This is a genomic window from Paenibacillus sp. FSL M7-1046 (assembly GCF_038007405.1).
GTDB lineage: Bacteria > Bacillota > Bacilli > Paenibacillales > Paenibacillaceae > Paenibacillus_AQ.
In genome coordinates this window covers 2,697,758-2,714,680 of record NZ_JBBOXB010000001.1, presented here as the reverse complement: position 1 = coordinate 2,714,680, position 16,923 = coordinate 2,697,758, and the positions used below count along the sequence as shown (strand labels likewise).

16 protein-coding genes and 1 riboswitch are annotated in these 16,923 nt (G+C 49.3%); of the genes, 7 read left to right on the top strand and 9 right to left on the bottom strand.

The genetic code is table 11. From position 1 onward, the window contains the following. Positions 1 to 103: 103 nt before the first annotated feature. The 5 genes from NYE29_RS11895 to NYE29_RS11875 form a co-directional block, all read right to left on the bottom strand. Positions 104 to 988: a sensor histidine kinase gene (locus NYE29_RS11895; RefSeq protein ID WP_340896109.1), complete on the bottom strand. Its 885-nt coding sequence runs from the start codon at positions 986 to 988 to the stop codon at positions 104 to 106. A 25-nt stretch (positions 989 to 1,013) separates the two neighbouring features. Beyond that, a complete protein-coding gene (locus tag NYE29_RS11890) occupies positions 1,014 to 1,760 on the bottom strand; it encodes an ABC transporter permease (RefSeq protein ID WP_340896108.1) in 747 nt (248 codons plus the stop codon). A gap of 11 nt (positions 1,761 to 1,771) precedes the next feature. Next, on the bottom strand, positions 1,772 to 2,383 hold the full coding sequence (locus tag NYE29_RS11885) for a hypothetical protein (protein WP_340896107.1): 612 nt from the start codon (positions 2,381 to 2,383) through the stop codon (positions 1,772 to 1,774). A gap of 79 nt (positions 2,384 to 2,462) precedes the next feature. After that, a complete protein-coding gene (locus NYE29_RS11880; RefSeq protein WP_340896106.1) occupies positions 2,463 to 3,401 on the bottom strand; it encodes an ABC transporter ATP-binding protein in 939 nt (312 codons plus the stop codon). A 153-nt stretch (positions 3,402 to 3,554) separates the two neighbouring features. Continuing rightward, positions 3,555 to 4,244 (bottom strand): response regulator transcription factor, encoded by a 690-nt coding sequence (locus tag NYE29_RS11875; RefSeq protein ID WP_340896104.1) that lies wholly within the window; start codon positions 4,242 to 4,244, stop codon positions 3,555 to 3,557. A 519-nt stretch (positions 4,245 to 4,763) separates the two neighbouring features. Between NYE29_RS11875 and NYE29_RS11870 the strand changes: the two genes are divergently transcribed. The 5 genes from NYE29_RS11870 to NYE29_RS11850 all read left to right on the top strand — a co-directional run bounded on the left by NYE29_RS11870 (position 4,764) and on the right by NYE29_RS11850 (position 9,249). Then, complete coding sequence (locus NYE29_RS11870; RefSeq protein WP_340896103.1) at positions 4,764 to 5,456, top strand: futalosine hydrolase; 693 nt, start codon at positions 4,764 to 4,766, stop codon at positions 5,454 to 5,456. 11 nt (positions 5,457 to 5,467) lie between these two features. Then, positions 5,468 to 6,307, top strand: coding sequence for a 1,4-dihydroxy-6-naphthoate synthase (locus NYE29_RS11865; RefSeq protein ID WP_340899689.1), 840 nt, complete (start codon positions 5,468 to 5,470; stop codon positions 6,305 to 6,307). A gap of 73 nt (positions 6,308 to 6,380) precedes the next feature. Beyond that, positions 6,381 to 7,202, top strand: coding sequence for a class I SAM-dependent methyltransferase (locus NYE29_RS11860; protein WP_340896102.1), 822 nt, complete (start codon positions 6,381 to 6,383; stop codon positions 7,200 to 7,202). Between the two features lie 204 nt (positions 7,203 to 7,406). Further along, on the top strand, positions 7,407 to 8,540 hold the full coding sequence (locus NYE29_RS11855) for a hypothetical protein (RefSeq protein WP_340896101.1): 1,134 nt from the start codon (positions 7,407 to 7,409) through the stop codon (positions 8,538 to 8,540). Next, positions 8,533 to 9,249, top strand: coding sequence for an ABC transporter ATP-binding protein (locus NYE29_RS11850; protein WP_340896100.1), 717 nt, complete (start codon positions 8,533 to 8,535; stop codon positions 9,247 to 9,249). Before NYE29_RS11855 ends, NYE29_RS11850 begins: the two co-directional genes overlap by 8 nt. A gap of 82 nt (positions 9,250 to 9,331) precedes the next feature. Here the strand turns inward: NYE29_RS11850 and NYE29_RS11845 are convergent, their stop codons facing one another. The 4 genes from NYE29_RS11845 to NYE29_RS11830 are packed head-to-tail and all read right to left on the bottom strand — an operon-like array spanning position 9,332 to position 13,130. Continuing rightward, positions 9,332 to 10,405 carry an ABC transporter substrate-binding protein gene (locus tag NYE29_RS11845; protein ID WP_038597723.1) on the bottom strand — a complete coding sequence of 358 codons (1,074 nt, stop codon included), beginning with the start codon at positions 10,403 to 10,405 and terminating at the stop codon, positions 9,332 to 9,334. Beyond that, the gene (locus NYE29_RS11840; RefSeq protein WP_038597726.1) at positions 10,402 to 11,232 is read right to left on the bottom strand and encodes an ABC transporter permease; all 831 of its coding nucleotides are present in this window, start codon (positions 11,230 to 11,232) and stop codon (positions 10,402 to 10,404) included. Before NYE29_RS11840 ends, NYE29_RS11845 begins: the two co-directional genes overlap by 4 nt. After that, positions 11,222 to 12,034, bottom strand: coding sequence for an ABC transporter permease (locus NYE29_RS11835; RefSeq protein ID WP_076111011.1), 813 nt, complete (start codon positions 12,032 to 12,034; stop codon positions 11,222 to 11,224). The genes NYE29_RS11840 and NYE29_RS11835 overlap by 11 nt, the downstream gene beginning before the upstream one ends. Beyond that, positions 12,024 to 13,130, bottom strand: coding sequence for an ABC transporter ATP-binding protein (locus tag NYE29_RS11830; protein ID WP_076111010.1), 1,107 nt, complete (start codon positions 13,128 to 13,130; stop codon positions 12,024 to 12,026). Before NYE29_RS11830 ends, NYE29_RS11835 begins: the two co-directional genes overlap by 11 nt. 312 nt (positions 13,131 to 13,442) lie before the next feature. On the opposite strand from NYE29_RS11830, the gene NYE29_RS11825 reads away from it, so the two are divergent. Continuing rightward, entirely contained in the window at positions 13,443 to 14,549 is a 1,107-nt protein-coding gene (locus tag NYE29_RS11825; RefSeq protein ID WP_076111009.1) for an FUSC family protein, read from the top strand. A gap of 269 nt (positions 14,550 to 14,818) precedes the next feature. Beyond that, positions 14,819 to 14,911: riboswitch (cyclic di-GMP riboswitch) on the top strand. A gap of 105 nt (positions 14,912 to 15,016) precedes the next feature. Next, the gene (locus tag NYE29_RS11820; protein WP_076111008.1) at positions 15,017 to 16,885 is read left to right on the top strand and encodes a flagellar assembly protein A; all 1,869 of its coding nucleotides are present in this window, start codon (positions 15,017 to 15,019) and stop codon (positions 16,883 to 16,885) included. The last annotated feature ends 38 nt before the right edge of the window (positions 16,886 to 16,923 follow it).

Here is a 16,923-nt window from a genome sequence, read left to right as displayed (position 1 = left end):
CCTCCAATGCATATCGCATTTATCTTTAAGTTAATTATCTTTAAGTTAAGATAAATATAATCCTGCGCGGGAAATTTGTCAACAGTTTTTATTTCCTTCAACTCTATAAAACAATCTTGATCTGCAGATGATCTCCTATTAACTCGGCACTGACCGTTCCGCGTAATTTATCTGTCAGTATTTTGACTATCGACAATCCTAATCCTGTACTTCCCGCGCTTCGTGATACATCTGAAGTATAGAAGCGGTCAAATAACCGCGCCGGATTAAGGTCTTGTGAACTGGATATTGCATTTGTCAAAATCAATTCTGTTCTACCATTATTCAGAAGGGTGATCCTGATATCACTCATGGCATGCCGCGCCGCATTGTCGAGCAAATTCTGTAAAATACGCCGCAGCATCTCTTCGTCAGTCCAAACAAATACGCTTTCTTCCGGGAGTGATATCTGCGGATGCAAGCCCCTCTGCTCAAACATCGTTGCACATTCTGCAACGGTATCCATGATGACATTAGAGTAATTAACATTTCGAAACTCCGGTTGAATATGCTCAGAATCAAGTACAGCCAATTCATAAAATGACTTGATCAAGGTTTGTAAATGATTTGCTTTTCGTAAAGTAATGACGATTTGCTCACGCTGCTCTAAAGTTACACGGCCTTTTTGCAAAAGCTGAAGGTAGCCGATCATTGAGGTTAGCGGTGTCCGCAGATCGTGGGAGATATTCGCTATGGATTCTTTCAAGTGTTTTCCGCTTCTGATCATATTAATCCGAAGTTCGCGCTGCTTGGTCAGATTCTTATTAATTTCTGCAGCCAGCAGGGTGACATCCTTATCAATCAATGAAATGTCCAGCTTCTTATCCATATTTCCGGCTGACAGTTCTATCAATTGTTTTGTGATATTGCGTATTTGCTTTCTAAGCGAAAAGAGGCGGAACATAAGTGTTACAAGCATTATCGCTAATAGGATAATAATATACAGCATCTATTATAGCGCCCCTTTCCCCGTCTTATTTTAATTCACATGTATTGAATCTCTGAAATGAAAGTGAGATGAAAAAAAGCAGATATACCAGCCCCGAGAGTAAAATTTCTGAAACTTGTGCTGTAGAAAGCGAATAGGCCAATGATGTTCTAATTTGATTCATAGGTAAAAAACGCAACCAAGGCAACGAATCATACCACCCCATAGGTCCGGCATAGGCGATGCACATGGCACTTACAAAAAGAACAATCATAGAGACAGAAACGGTTCTAGCCGAGTCCCGGAATATGAATGCAAAAAAAATGCAAATAGAAAACACCGCACTATTAAGTAATACAGAAAAACCAACCACCTGCAGGATATACAATACATCATTATTCCAAGAATCTCCCCATCCCAGCAGAAAAGACATTCGTATGCTTCCCACAATGGGACTTATCAGCATTAAAATGTTGAAAACGGCTAAATAAATGAGACATTTACTAATAAAGATTTTCTTTCTGGAATGACCTGCTACAACCTCCAAATGTATCGTTCGATTGGTGAAATCCTGTCCAATCAGCAAAGCTACGATAGCAGAGAACAAAACCAGCCAAATGGTGGAATCATAGACCATTGCAGTGAAGATACCTATAGCATCTACACGTGTAGTCAAATCGGCAACATAACCTTTGCTGGCGAATACTCCATAAATTATACTTAGCAGCGAACAACCGATAAAAAATTTGTTATATTTTAAACGGTACCATTCCATTTGCATAAGATTATTCATTGTATCCCCCTTTAATGTAACTCTGAACGATTGAAAATCTTGCTTGCAGCGAAACACAAAACCGCAAGAAAAATCATCCCGACAAGCAGCGCTGCTCCTAATGATGAAGAATGCTCTATTAAAAGTCTCAACTGTCCCAAAGGAATAAACCTTGCAATCTCTTTTGCATGTGGACCATTCAGCAGGAATATAGTTAGAAAATATAGCAACGCCGGGATTGATAATGTGTTCCCGACATCTTTACATGTAAAGGCTGCTATTAGAGAAACTCCGCACATCGCAGCATTTAGTACAGCTGTTGTAAAAAATATAGAAATTAGATAATCCAGATCTGACCAGAATGAAGAATGTCCCCATCCGTGAATAAACGTGTTTATAGAAATGATCAGAACCGGTTGCATTAATAAAATGATGTTTGATCCGGCTATAAATACTATGGCTTTGCTAAAAAACACATGATAGCGTTTATGCCCTGCACATATTGTCTGGTAAAGCGTATGGTCGGCAAGATCTTTTCCGATATAAAGAGCTCCGAATACACTTGTCAACAGCATTAATATGGGCGCGTTATACAAAGATGCAAAGATACTTTCATATCCGCTTAGCCCCCCTTGATCAAGCATAAGGAAACTTCCAAGGACTATTGACAGTCCCAGCAGGACGAAAAAACTTCTATCATGCTTCAGCTTGTACATTTCAGCTTTAATGAGACAATACATTATTCTCTCCCCCAATACGGTGGAGGAAGTAACTTTCCAGCGTATCACCAGCCAGTGCCATTCCGGTTATCAGTACACCTTCCTTCATAAGCACCGCAGAGATAGCCTCCATGTCATCCAAGTGATCGTACAATTTAATAGTTCCATCAGGCATTACCTGGTACTCTTTTATGCCCAGCTGACTCTCTAATGCGAGCAATGCATTCTCAACCTTATTGGTTTGCAGCGCAATATGGCGTTTACACTTTTCATTCAGCTGATTTTGCGTTAATTCTTCTATTAGGGTACCTCTATTAATCAATATGTATTGCGACACCGTTTGGTAAAGCTCATTAAGAATATGACTGGATATTAATATCGTTGTACCGCGTTCCTCATTCAAGCGCTTCAGTAAAATCCGCATTTCAGCAATCCCCATGGGGTCAAGGCCATTAATGGGTTCATCTAAAATGAGTAATTCAGGATCATGAAGTAATGCAATTGCAATACCCAAGCGCTGCCTCATTCCCAAAGAAAAATTACGGACAGCCTTCCTTCCTATACTATTGTCATTCAGACCGACCAGCTCCAAAGTTTCCTTGATTACCTGTTTATCAGGTATGCCACGCTGAATACGCTGAACCTCCAAATTCTGTACTGCAGTCATATTGGGGTAAAGCGCGGGTGTTTCGACCATACAGCCTATTCGTTTACGCTGCTCTTGCAGAGCCTGTGTTCCTGTTTTTCCAAAAAGGTACAGCTCGCCGCTTGTGGGAAAGGATAACCCTGCAATCAAGCGAATCAACGTTGTTTTTCCTGCTCCGTTCTGACCCATGAAGCCATAAATTTTTCCCCGTTCAATACTTAAATTAATATTATCCAAGGCCAAAACATGATTGTATTTCTTGGTGAGATTTTTGGTCATAAGGATGGTATCATTCATCTCTGTCACACTCCTTATATAAAATAAGCTAAAGTACAGAAGCTTGTGGTTGCTGCCTATTTTAGAATAAAACCTTAAATAAATTCTTAAATTAAACCAGCGTATCTTAAAGAATCCATAAAGTCTTTGTTCGTGACTATGATTAAATTTAGTTCATGTAGTCTTATACAAGCGATAGCCAATTCCCCAGACAGTCTCTATGTATTGCTGGTCCGGGTTGATGACCTTCAACTTATTGCGTATGTTGCTAATATGGACATTAAGCGTATTATCCTCGCTCATATATTCTTCGTTCCATATACTCCTGAATAAATTTGCTTTTGAATATATTTTGTCCGGATGCCTCATAAGCAGCGCCAAAATCCCATATTCTTTGGCAGTAAGTGCAAGTTCGCGCCCGGCAACCTTCACAAGATGATTAATATCATCCAGCTCAATATCTTTATAGATCAGACATTTGGAGCCGGCAGTATTCATCTGCATTTTATTACGCCGCAAATTACTTTCGATCCGGGCTAAAGTCTCGTCGAGATCAAAGGGTTTTGTGATGTAATCATCTGCTCCGATACGTAAAAGATCTATCTTGGTTTGCGTTGTATCTTTGGCAGAAATCACTATCACCGGAACTGCAGAATGTTTGCGCAGTTCAAGCAGAATCTGATCACCGCTTTTATACGGCAACATCAGGTCTAACAATATTAAGTCAAAGGTTTCCGTTTGAATAAGCTGCAAGGCTTCTAATCCATCATATGTAGAAGTCGTTAAATAACCATGTCCGGATATAAAGCTGTGAAGCAATCCGTTTATTTCTTTCTCATCTTCGACAATCAGTATATGCTCCATTTCATCACACCTCTTGATTAACTTGAGATCCGGTTATTCTGCTCACAGCTAATTTACCGGATTTTCAGGATATAAAATCTTCCTTTTCCCCTTTATTTTAACACTAAGCCTTGAAAATACACTTACTATATAAACTGAACTTGTGGTTTTAGAGTACAGGATCAGTCGCAACTACGGTGAATATTTGGACTTCCGGCCGCTGTTGTCTTCAAATTTCTTGATTTTAACCGCTATTAGCGGTAGAAATCCGAAGACAAAGGCGGTCACTACCGTTCCTCCAGTTCCAAAATCCCCCTCCGTTGCTCCTTTCCCTTATCTCAAGTTTTTAAGTTCAATCTAAATAGCATTTCAAATCACTTTGACTTCAGCTAACCTGCCTAGAAATTCCCCGGCGAATTTGACCTGCCTCCTAAAACGGCGTAGACTTTCAAAAGTGAGCAGAAACAATAGAAGATCAGGCCGCAACCAGCGGTTTATTTGTGCTATTTCAAGTTCATCTATAGAGAAGGAGGCTGAGCAATGAAGGCAGATCATACTTCAACCTCTACCGGCGAAGCCGTGGAGGAAGCCCTGCCGCGCGTACTGATCGTAACCGCTGTCGAAGCCGAGCGGGAGGCGGTCCTGCGCGGCCTGAGGGGCAGCAGCAGGTTCCACGTCATTGCTGCGGGTGCCGGCACCGCAGCAGCAGCGGCGGGCACCGCCGCCGCTCTGGCAGCCGGAAGCTACGGCTGCGTTATCAGCGCCGGGATCGGCGGCGGGTTCCCCGGGCGGGCGCCCGTAGGCTCGCTGGCCCTCGCCAGCGAGATGATTGCCGCCGACCTCGGGGCGGAGACGCCGGAGGGCTTCCGCAGCGCGGCCGAGCTCGGCTTCGGCCGCGTGTCCGTGCCGGCCCACTCCGGCACGGTGCAGGCAGTTGCGGCCGCGCTCGCAGCGGCCGGGCTTACGGTAAGCACAGGCCCTGTGCTTACCGTGTCAACGGCGACCGGCACCGCCGGGACGGCCGCCGCTCTAGCCGCGCGGCATCCCGGTGCCGTCGCGGAGGCGATGGAAGGCCACGGGGTTGCCGTGGCCGCCCGGCACTTCGGGATCGCGGCGCTGGAGCTGCGTGCGATCTCGAACCCGGTCGGCCCGCGCGACCGGGCGGCGTGGAAGATCAATGAAGCCCTGGATGCCCTGGCGACCGCGGCTGCGATACTACTGGAGGTGCTGTAATGACAACCGAACTGAATATTGCCTTTTCCCCTTGCCCCAATGACACCTTTGTGTTCCATGCCTGGGCGCACGGGCTAGTAGAGGATGCACCCAAGCTGAATGTTACCTTTGCAGATATTGATATTACGAACGGTCTGGCTGCTGATGGCGCCGGGCCTGAGGTGCTCAAAATTTCCTATGCTGCCCTTCCCTGGGTGCTGGAGCGGTACAAGCTGCTGTCTTGCGGCGGCGCACTTGGCCGGGGCTGCGGCCCGCTGGTGCTGACCCGCAAAGGGCCGGGCGCGATCAAGCATCCCAAGGAGCTGTCGGGCCGCAGAATCGCCGTACCCAGCGAGCGCTCCACCGCCTATCTGCTGTTCCGGCTGTGGGCTGCGCAGCAGGTGCCGGGCGGTCCATCCGAAATCGTCGTCATGCCTTTCGATGAGATTATGCCTGCCGTGCGTGACGGGCAGATTGATGCCGGACTGGTGATTCACGAAGCCCGGTTCACTTATCCTTCCTACGGCCTGCACATGCTGACCGATCTTGGCAACTGGTGGGAAAGCGATACCGGACTGCCTATACCGCTTGGGGCAATTATCGCCCGCCGCGATCTGGACAGCGAAGCCATCTCCGGCTGGATACGCAGTTCGCTGCAATACGCCTGGGATCATCCTACAGCAAGCAGAGATTATGTCCTGGACCACGCCCAGGAGCTGTCTCCGGAAGTTGCCAAATCACATATTGATCTTTACGTGAACGAGTTCTCGATGAATCTCGGGGAGGACGGCTACGCAGCAATCTCTGCTCTGCTGAACCGCGCCGCGGCCGAGGGTCTCGTGCCCGCCGTTGCTCCTGAGCTGCTTCGTTAGAGCATGCAACAGATGACTTCGGAAGCTTTTAAATTTACAATGAAGCTAAAGATCAGTGAGGGGAGAGGATTCAATGATTCCTGCAGGCAACAGCAAGCAAAACATCGACCGCTTCTTGGGATTTCAGGACGAATACGACCGTTACCGCCCGGAAGCCCCGCAATTGGTTACTGAATTGTTGACGAATTACTTGGGCAGCCGCCCAGCCCTCGTGGCCGACATAGGCTGCGGAACAGGACTGTCCACCTTTCTGTGGAGAGAGAGTGCCGGCTCTGTAGTCGGCATAGAACCTAACCCCGACATGCTGGCCAAAGCGCTTGACAAGCTTGCCCGGCAAGGACAGCAACAATCCCTATCCTTTATCCAAGGATACTCCAACCAGTTGCCCTTTGACTCTGGCAGTGTTGATATCATCACCTGCTCCCAGTCGTTCCACTGGATGGAGCCGGTAAGCACGCTGCAGGAAATATACCGCTGCCTGCGCCAAGGCGGGGTGTTCGCCGCTTATGACTGCGATTGGCCGCTCGTACTACAGGCGGATATTGAAACCCGCTACAAACAGCTGATATCCGCCGCCGATAAACTGCTTGATGTACTCCAGCCATCTGCCGAACAGGCGCATAAATGGGATAAAGAAGGACATCTGGGCCGGATAGAGGCCAGCGGATGCTTCTCCTTTGCGCGGGAAATTGTTTTTCATAATACAGAAGAATGTGATGCCGAACGTTATGTCGGGCTTGCACTCAGTCAAGGCGGCATTCAAACCGTTCTGAAGCTCGGCTCTTCCGCACTGGAGCAGCTTATTTCCGATTTCTCCGTAGCGGTGGAGCAGTATTTTCAGGGCCGCACCCTGCCAGTACACATCAGCTACCGGATGAGAGTCGGGATCAAATAATGCTTGAAACGGCTATCTGTTATATATAGAACCCAAAAAACTGATTTCTGAGTTTATCAGAGTCAGTTTTTTTATGTATGCAGTTCAAATAGTATAGGTTGAAGGTTTACATAATTGTGATATAGCTGGAAATTGGCAGAAAACCTGAGCTATCATAGAGTTGCAGCATCGTCCATTACATGTAAAGGCGGGGTAAACTATTTTATGAGGAATGACCTGATCGCTTCTTTTTCCATTTACCGGCTGCTGCTGAAACGGAAGTTTCAATATATTCGGATCAGTGACTACATCCTGATTGCCGCAGGATTTGCCGCCCTTTCGTATTTTATGAACATGCTTCTCCTCAGAGGGCTATCGGGGAATTACGGGCTTCTGACGGGTCTGCTTTTGCTGTTCACCTGTGTATTCCTGGGGGTTTTGGCCACCGCCGGCGCCTGCAACAGACAAGAAATGCAGTATCTCAAGCTCACCAGTGTACGGGGATCTATTCCAGTCCTTCTGATGCTGTACAGAGTGCTGACGCCGTTGCTTAGTTTACATCTGCTGCTGTTGGCGACGCTGCTCTGGGGCGGATTAAAGCCATTCTCCGCCGTTCTTTATCTGAAGCTGAATGGCGGATTTCTAAGCGGATTATTACTATTTTTCATAGTTCAACGCTTAAGCCAACGAATAACGGGCCGCCCCGCACAGTGGAGCAACCCGTCAGCTTCCCTCTTAAGCTCATACCCTGCACTCAAAAAAGAGCTGAAATTCATGTTCTCCTTGCAGCGGGCGGTGCCCCTGATCTTGGTGCTAACCGTTTGCCAGCTTGCCATATTTCTCCTGAAGGATTATCCTCTCGCTTTGCTGGTCACTGTAATGCTGACGATAATCTTCATGCACGATGCGTGGACGGTTAATCTGCTGGGCTTGGAGGAGGAGGCGATCAAGATGTATCTGTTCAATCAGCTGGATGTGCAGCAGCTTCTTATCAAGAAGTGGGCAACCGGTTTAATTCTTTCCTGGATTATCAGTATCGCTAATTATGCAGTTTGGGGTTTGTTTATCCGGCCTTCTGCCGCGCTCCTGCTCAGCTATCTGATCAAGATCACCTTTTTCAATCTCGCGTTAAGTATGATCTGTTCACTCGTTGGCCTCTATTTCTCTGATTTTCAGAAAAGGGGATATTACCGCATCAGCTTATCCGGCATCCTGATCTTTGCTCCAAGTACAGGTGTATTGTTCTACATTGCCCTTTCATCTTCGTTTGCCTTGCTGCTGACAGCTTTATGCATTTCTTATTTCTTTCTCCGGACCTTTAAAGACGCCAATACATTAAGAGGTGCACTCTATGACTGATCCGCATTTGGAATTAAAGGGAATTACACAGCATTTCGGCAAGGCTATCATTCTGGACTCTGTGGACTGGGCATTGCACCGGGGACAGGTCAGCGTGCTACTCGGTCCTAACGGAGCAGGAAAAACAACCCTGCTGAATATTGTGGCCGGAGCACAGATCCCCACTGCAGGGCAGCTCTGCTACAAAGGGAAGGTGTTTACTGATCTTCGCCATGCCCATTACCGGGAGAAGGTCGGATATTTAACGGAGTATCCCTATTATTACCCTTTCTTGACAGTCGCAGAGACCTTTCAGCTCACGGCCAAGCTGCGGGGGCTTAAGCCCGGCGAGGTTCAACCGGCGATCGACCATTGGGTCCGCTTTTTTAGTTTACAGCCGTATTTGTCCGAGAGAATGGATGTATTATCCCAAGGGACCCGCAAAAGAGTAAACCTGCTGAGCAGTATTCTGCACGATCCGGAGATCCTTTTACTGGATGAACCAACGAACGGGCTGGACCCGGAGCAGATCGCCGTGTTTAAAAGCTTTATTGTGCAGATGGCGCAAAAAAACAAGCTGATAGTGGTCTCCACCCATATTCTGGGGCTCGCGGAAGCCATCGCTGAACAGGTAGTCATCCTCCGCAATCACCGGATCCAATATAATCACGCCAATGCAGGCGATTTGGAGCGCATCTATTTAGAGACTTCTCCACACTTTCTCATATGACCGAAAAAAGCGCCCAAATATGGAAACTCCGCATTTGGGCGCTTTCTACTGGCTATGACTAACTGGCATGTTATGCACCAGCTTATTTCTTGTTCATCTTGAACTTCAGGAACAGCTCGTTGTAATGGGCGAGCATCCGCTTGCCGAGGTTGTCGTAAACCTCCAGCCGGTCGGTAATTTCAGCCGGCGGATAGAAGCGGGTATCTCCGGAAATATCCTCCGGCAGCAGCGCAAGCCCTGGAACGTTAGGTGTAGAATAACCGACATACTCTGCATTCTTCGCCGCCACATCGGGGCGGAGCATGAAGTCGATGAACTTATGCGCCCCTTCCACATTGGCTGCCGTACGCGGAATGACCATGTTATCGAACCATTTGTTCGAACCTTCCTCCGGCACCACATAATCGAGCTTGTCGTTCTCATCCATAATTTCCGAGGCGTCGCCGGACCATACGATCCCGACGGCTGCTTCTTCGTTCGCCAGCAGCATTTTGACCTCGTCACCGACAATAGCCTTCACATTGGGAGACAGCTTGTTCAGCTTGGCCAGCGCTTCCTGCAGGTGATCCTCATTCCGGTCGTTGACGGAATAATGCAGGCTGTTCAGCGCCATCCCCATGACCTCACGGGCCCCGTCAACCAGGAAGATATTATTGTTCAGCCTGCTGTCCCACAGGGAATCCCAGCTGCTGAAATCGATCCCCTCCGTCATTTCCGGATTGTAGATAATGCCTACTGTTCCCCAGAAATACGGCACCGAATACAAATTCCCCGGATCGAAGGAAAGATCCATGAACTGCGGGTCAATATTGGCCAGATTCGGAATCTTGCTGTGATCCAACGGAAGCAGCAGCTTCTCTTCCCGCATCTTGGCGATAGCATAGTCTGAAGGCACAACAACATCAAAGGTTGTCCCGCCTTGCTCGACCTTGGTCAGCATCGCCTCATTGGAATCAAAGGTCTGGTAAATGACCGTAATCCCGGTCTCTTCCTCGAACTGCTTCAGCAGTTCAGGTTCGATATAATCGCCCCAGTTATAGATGGTCAGCGTATTGCCGCCCGTATAGCCCTCAGCCGAATTCAGCCTGGAAGCCAGGAACATTAGCCCAAATGCGACGATGAGAATCGCCAGAAAAGCATTCACCAGCTGTTTCATCTAGGCACCCCCACTTCAGCGGCCGGCTCTGCAATATGAACCGCCGGGCGTTGCTTCCGGCGGTTCAGGAAATAATAACCGACGACAAGCAAGATGGTGAAGAGGAAGATCAGCGTGGACAACGCGTTAATCGACAGGGATACACCTTGCCGCGCGCGGGAATAGATTTCCACCGAAAGCGTCGAATACCCGTTGCCTGTCACGAAGAATGTCACCGCGAAATCATCCAGTGAATAGGTAAGGGCCATAAAGAAGCCGCTGAAGATCCCGGGTTTAATAATCGGCAGAATCACCTTGGTCAGCACATCGCGGCGGCTGGCCCCGAGATCACGCGCAGCATCGGTCAGCGTCGGGCTCATGTCCTGCAAATGCGGCAGGATCATCAGCACGGCAATCGGCACGCTGAATGCGACATGCGAGAGCAGGACCGACACGAAGCCGAGCTTGATCCCGGCAATCGTGAACAGGATCAGGAAAGACGCACCGATAATGACATCGGGGCTGACAATCAGCACATTGTTCAGTGAGAGCAGTGTATTCTTAGCCCTCCGGCTGCGGATGCGCTGAATGGCCAGCGCCCCGATGATCGCAATCAGCGTAGCAATCGCCGAAGACAGCAAGGCGATCACCAACGTGTTAATCATAATAATCATCAGCCGCGTATCCTGCACAACCTCACGGTAATAATCCAGCGTAAAGCCTTCGAAGCCATGCATCGTCCCGCCGCTGTTGAAGGAATAGTACATCAGGTAGAAGATAGGTGCGTACAGCACGGCAAAGACCAGCACCAGGTACAGATTTGAAATCCCATTCTTATTACTTCTCATGCCGCACCCCTTTCCGCGAGCTGCCCGACAGAATCATGAACAGCGCCATGATAACAATCAGGAAGACGGCAACTGTAGAGCCCATTCCCCAGTCCTGAGTGACCAGAAAATGCTGCTCAATGGCGGTGCCCAGCGTAATGACCCGGTTGCCGGCGATAAGGCGGGTAATCATAAACAGCGACAGCGCCGGAATAAATACCGCCATGCAGCCGGAGCGCACGCCGGAGATGGTCAGCGGGAAAATGACCCGCCGGAACGTCGTCCACCCGGAGGCACCCAGATCGCGGGCCGCATCTACAAGGGACAGGTTCAGCTCGTCCAGAGCGCTGAAGATCGGCAGGATCATGAACGGGATAAAGATATATACCGAGACAAAGACAAAGCTGAAACCCGTAAAGAGGATTTGCTGCTCTCCAATGCCCAGCACGTCAAAGACATTGTTGACCGGCCCGAAGGTCCCAAAGATACCGATAAAGGCATACGTCTTCAGCAGCAGATTAATCCATGTCGGCAGGATAATCAGCAGCAGCCACAGCTGCTTATGCTTCGTCCGGGTCAGCAGATACGCCGCCGGATAAGCCACCAGCAGCGAGAACAGCGTAATCAGGATCGCGTACCAGAAGGAGTTGAGCATCATTTTCATATATACCGGTGTAAAGAAGTTCACGTAGTTGTCCAGTGTAAGATGCCCGTCCAGATCAAACAGGGAGTAGTAGACAACCAGCAGCACCGGCGCTATGACGAACAGGGCGATCCATAAGTAATAAGGGATGAGGAAATACGAGCGGCCCTTACTCTTCATGGTTCTCCACCTCGGCGTAAGCTTCCAGACGTCTGTCGAATTCTTCCTCCGTTTCCCCGAAACGCATAACATGAATCGCTTCCGGATCGAAATACAGCCCGATCTCGCTGCCGACCTCCGCCTTGCGCGTGGAATGAACCAGCCATTCGTGGCCGGACCCGTCGTAGCAGCTGATCTCGTAATGTACGCCGCGGAACAGCTGGGAATCCACGCGGACGCGCAGTTTGCCTTGTTCAACGGCAGCAATCTCCAGATCCTCCGGACGGATCACGATCTCCACCGCTTCATTCGGCTTCAGCCCCGCATCCACACATTCAAAGCGGTGGCCGTTAAATTCAACGATATAATCCTCAATCATCACACCGGGCACAATGTTCGACTCGCCGATGAAATCAGCCACGAAGCGGTTGATCGGCTCATCATAAATATCGTTAGGCGTTCCGCTCTGCTCAATGCGTCCGCCGTTCATGACAAAAATCCAGTCGGACATGGCCAGCGCTTCCTCCTGGTCATGGGTAACGAAGATAAAGGTGATGCCCAGCCGCTGCTGCATTTCCCGCAGAATGTACTGCATTTCCGTGCGCAGCTTAAGATCAAGTGCCGAAAGAGGCTCGTCGAGCAGCAGCACCTGCGGTTCATTGACGATGGCCCGGGCAATCGCTACACGCTGCCTCTGTCCGCCGGACATTTCATTAATGGCCCGCTGATCGTAGCCTACAAGGTTGACGAAGCGCAGCGCTTCCTGCACCTTTTGCGTGATGACCTCTTTCTTAAGCTTCTTGATCCGCAGTCCAAAGGCCACATTCTCAAATACGTTCAGGTGCGGAAACAAGGCATAGTCCTGAAATACCGTATTGACCTGCCGTTCGTTGGCGGGAATGTGGTTGATGATTTTGCCGTTCAAATAAATGGAACCACCCGTTGGTTCAGCGAACCCGGCGATCAGACGGAGGATTGTCGTCTTTCCGCAGCCCGAGGGTCCCAGCAGTGTATAGAATTTGCCGCGTTCGATCTCGAAGCTGACTCCTTTTAACACGGCTTCTTCATCGTCGTATTGTTTGGTAACCTGGTCAAAAGAAATAATAGTGCCTTCCAGGGTAGTTATGGCTAACGACCTCCCTTACCTTATGTAGTACAACCTATTTTACCCGCTTCTCGCAGGGAACAATCTAAAGTGGCATGCTCAGCGCTGATAAGCGACAATTCCTCCCTTCCTTCGACACACTTCAATATATATAGCATATAGGATTAATGCAATATATGCGATAGCTTACAATGTTAAATGCAGCGCAGAAACTTAACAAGTTCGTAAAAACTGTACCCCGTTATTGTTGTTTTTGAGTGCTATAATGAAAATTGCTGAAAACCTAAAAATGTTCTCTTATTGATGTGAAAGAAGATGACTAACATGAACGAGGGGTTACAGGACCGCCTTGAAAAATTCGGATTATCTCTATATATGATACGCGTTACGATTGCTGCTTCACTCTCCTGGCTTGCGGTTCACAGCCTGCACGGCGACAGTTATTTATACTTTGCACCGCTTGCCGCAATTCTTATCACCCAAGGAAGCGTCAAGGCTTCGCTGGAAAAAGGGATTTACCGTCTGATGGGCGTTGTGCTCGGTGGAATTGTCAGCCTGCTCGTGGGCCATTTCTTCGACGTGGGGGCACTGTCTATTCTGCTGATGCTGCTGATCGGCATCGGTGTGGCCACCGCCTGCCGGATTAACATTCAAGCCGTTTCCCAGGTCGGTGTGACCTCCGTGCTGGCATTGACCTTTTATCAGGACCCTTATATCGTGTGGAGAGTCGCGGAGACCTTAATCGGCGTGCTGATTGCCTTAATAATAAATATGATTATCGTTCCCCCGGGGGGGTTCGTCAAGGTTAAACGCCTGGCACTGGAAGGAACCCTGCTGCTGGCCGATGCCTTGACCGGACTCGCCGCAGAGAGCAGCAGTTCTAAGCAGGCTCCGGAGAGGCTGGTGCGTTCCGGACAACTGCTGGCGAAGAGCGACAAGCAGCAGAAAGAGCTGCACTATACGTTATCCCATTATCAATGCCGCAGCGGGTTGCGGTCATTGACACAGGCAACCTCTCATCTGCAAAAGGTTCACCGCTACGTCAAGGAGATCGCCGAGGAGATTTCCCTCCTGCCTGCACATTATGCCGCAGCTGACTGGATGACAGAGGTCGTAACGGCAACCGCAGACTGCATCGCCCTGTATGGAACCAAGACTTTGTCCGATGCCGAATGCACCCGTTCGCTCCCCGAAGCGCTGCGCCGCGCCCGGGATCTGCAGTTCGCCTGGTTCTCCGAGCTGCAGGGTCAATGCTCATTGACAGCAGTCCGTGATCTCGGAGCCGTCTTCTCCCATCTTAACCGGGTGCTGGAGGAAATTGAACGGGCCGATTATGCAGCCACGATTATTATACCGGCACCAGTCTCCGTCCGGGCCGGAAGCGCACGCGCCGTGCACCTTGTCAAAAGAGGGCTCTCCCACAAGCTTTAAGCTTGGGAGCGTCCTTTTTTCGCAGAAACGACCCTGTCCTTTGAGAAAAAGGCAGGGTCGTTTTTGCTTGTAATATCGCTTGAACTCAAAGCCGTCCCTTTTAAAGGGATACCAGAGAGATTTATTATTAATAAGTTGAAAAATTAATACTAAAGTACTAGAATTAAGCTTGTTTGTAGATTTATTTTGGCAACCACTCCAGTATTGAACATTCCCTGTCGATTTGAGTCGATTAAATGACCTCATGCTGAATGTATATCATTGATCTATTTTTTTAAAGGCAAACTTCCCGAAAGGGCAGGACGCAAAGCGATGGGCCTAAGAATGTGAGACTATCCATTCATGGTCGCCAGGCTGCCAATTGAGATGTGACTTGGGTACTGGTAGATTAAAACAATCTATCATAGTCCATGATGCTCTTTTCTGTACAGATACCATTGATTATACGAAGAAGCGAGGTTAGAGTAATGCCACAGCATATCATCGAGAAATTCAGGCATGTATTTCATACCACAACGCCAATCGGGAACCCCGATCTTCCGGCTCTGCCCGCTGTGCAGGCTAAGCCGCTCCGTGGGGGAGATGAGGAAAAGAACGGACGTATTATCGTACAGAACAACCAAATATTCATTACTCCTCCTCTGCCAGGCGGCAAACCCGCTGTCATTTCTTCCGTTCACCCTGTGGTGTTGAATATTAACCGGAAGACGGTGACAGATCCTACGGAAGTAACCCCCACAGACCGTATCACCTGGGAAATTTGCGAGAAGCCGCAGTATCAGATCACCGTATCCGAAGATAAACTGAAGGTCTACTTCACGCTCTACCGTGCAGAAAAGTACGCCTGGAAGCTCGCTAGCTCCCCGGCTGCAGCAGATGTCACAGTCCGGGCGGAACCGAATTGCGGCCTGCTGCTGTCCACCCTTACGGTGGACCAGATTATCGCCGGCTTCAAGAAAAGCTCCATTATGCGCGATCTCAACATTCCGGCTCTTTATGCAGAGCTGAACAACCCTACCTATCTCCCGGTCTGCATCGCAGAGGGTAAAGCCCCTATTCCCGGCAAGAATGCCCGGCTGGAGCTGTTATTTGCTGAGGACAGGGAATATGAATTCATTCGGACTGCCGATCCTGCAGATTTCCTGAACCATCCAAGGGTTCCCTTTGTCCAGAAGGGAGAGGTCATTGCCCGTAAGCTGCCTGCGGAAGAGGGAGTGCCCGGCATCGACGTGTATGGCGGAATTATTCCCTCCCCGCCACCGCAAGACATTCAGCTGGTCACTAAAGAATGTACAACCCTGCTGGCGGACGGCGGGATCGTCTCCCTCCGCCAGGGAAGGCCCCGCTTAACGGGATGCGGTCTGAACCGCAAGGTTTTTGATTTCCCCCAGACATATCTTGTTCCCGGGGACACGAACCCCGACGCCGCCAAAATGATGTTCCCGGGTGATGTGGTCGCCACCAATGATATCGGAAACCAGACCATCCTTGAGGCGTTGGGAAATGTATACATATACGGCGACGTTACACATGCGACAATCACTGCTACAGGAAGCATTTTTGTCCAGGGCAAGGTTGTCAGCAGCCAATTGTACTCCGGTCATTATGGAGCGAGACATAACCGCCTCTGCATGTACTCCGCTCTCTTGATGAAGGAAATGACCAGTCTGAGAAAAGCGTCGCAGCAGTTGGCGAATACCGTCCAATCACGCCAGCAAACCGTAAAATACGGTCTGGTGGTTATGCTGCTGCTGGAAAGCAAATATGACCATCTCCCCGGCCTGATCACTGATCTTCAGAATGTTATTGCCGGGATGAATCCCGATTATCCTATCGACACCGGGCAATTAAGACATATGCTGGAGGTATTCCTGCACCCGGGGCAGTTCACCGATTTCTTCACGGATGCTGTTCTAAGCACCTTTCTGAGGCTGTTGCAGGATTTGCATGACGCCATATCCGGGATGCAGGAGGAGAATACACGGATCGACATTGCCTCGTCACAGCATAGCATTATTAAATCCGGCGGAGATCTCCATGTTCATAAGGAGGGGATTCTGCACAGCCAGCTGTTCTCTTCCGGCGATGTCCGTTTCGTAATGAACGAAGCGGAGTGCACGGACTCCTCAGTCGAGGCGGCAGGCTCCATCAGCGCACAGACTGTAGGGAAGCAGTCCTCCGAGAAATCGGTGCTTACCGCCGGCAATAATATTACAGTCCGCAAAATCTGCAACAGCGAAGTGACGATTGGAGAATACACCGCCAAGATCGACGGGACAGATGAAGAACTTGTCTTCACTGCCCAAAGCCTGCGGTTAAGAAATCAGGCGCATTAGCCTTCCTCTACCCCAAAATATCTGATCTAGCTGCTAAT

Excerpts from the sequence above, each read along its gene's own strand:
- NYE29_RS11895 (WP_340896109.1), bottom strand. The coding sequence starts at position 988 with ATGCTGTATATTATTATCCTATTAGCGATAATGCTTGTAACACTTATG.
- NYE29_RS11890 (WP_340896108.1), bottom strand. The coding sequence starts at position 1,760 with ATGAATAATCTTATGCAAATGGAATGGTACCGTTTAAAATATAACAAA.
- NYE29_RS11885 (WP_340896107.1), bottom strand. The coding sequence starts at position 2,383 with ATGCTTGATCAAGGGGGGCTAAGCGGATATGAAAGTATCTTTGCATCT.
- NYE29_RS11880 (WP_340896106.1), bottom strand. The coding sequence starts at position 3,401 with ATGAATGATACCATCCTTATGACCAAAAATCTCACCAAGAAATACAAT.
- NYE29_RS11875 (WP_340896104.1), bottom strand. The coding sequence starts at position 4,244 with ATGGAGCATATACTGATTGTCGAAGATGAGAAAGAAATAAACGGATTG.
- NYE29_RS11870 (WP_340896103.1), top strand. The coding sequence starts at position 4,764 with ATGAAGGCAGATCATACTTCAACCTCTACCGGCGAAGCCGTGGAGGAA.
- NYE29_RS11860 (WP_340896102.1), top strand. The coding sequence starts at position 6,381 with ATGATTCCTGCAGGCAACAGCAAGCAAAACATCGACCGCTTCTTGGGA.
- NYE29_RS11855 (WP_340896101.1), top strand. The coding sequence starts at position 7,407 with ATGAGGAATGACCTGATCGCTTCTTTTTCCATTTACCGGCTGCTGCTG.
- NYE29_RS11850 (WP_340896100.1), top strand. The coding sequence starts at position 8,533 with ATGACTGATCCGCATTTGGAATTAAAGGGAATTACACAGCATTTCGGC.
- NYE29_RS11845 (WP_038597723.1), bottom strand. The coding sequence starts at position 10,405 with ATGAAACAGCTGGTGAATGCTTTTCTGGCGATTCTCATCGTCGCATTT.
- NYE29_RS11840 (WP_038597726.1), bottom strand. The coding sequence starts at position 11,232 with ATGAGAAGTAATAAGAATGGGATTTCAAATCTGTACCTGGTGCTGGTC.
- NYE29_RS11835 (WP_076111011.1), bottom strand. The coding sequence starts at position 12,034 with ATGAAGAGTAAGGGCCGCTCGTATTTCCTCATCCCTTATTACTTATGG.
- NYE29_RS11825 (WP_076111009.1), top strand. The coding sequence starts at position 13,443 with ATGAACGAGGGGTTACAGGACCGCCTTGAAAAATTCGGATTATCTCTA.
- NYE29_RS11820 (WP_076111008.1), top strand. The coding sequence starts at position 15,017 with ATGCCACAGCATATCATCGAGAAATTCAGGCATGTATTTCATACCACA.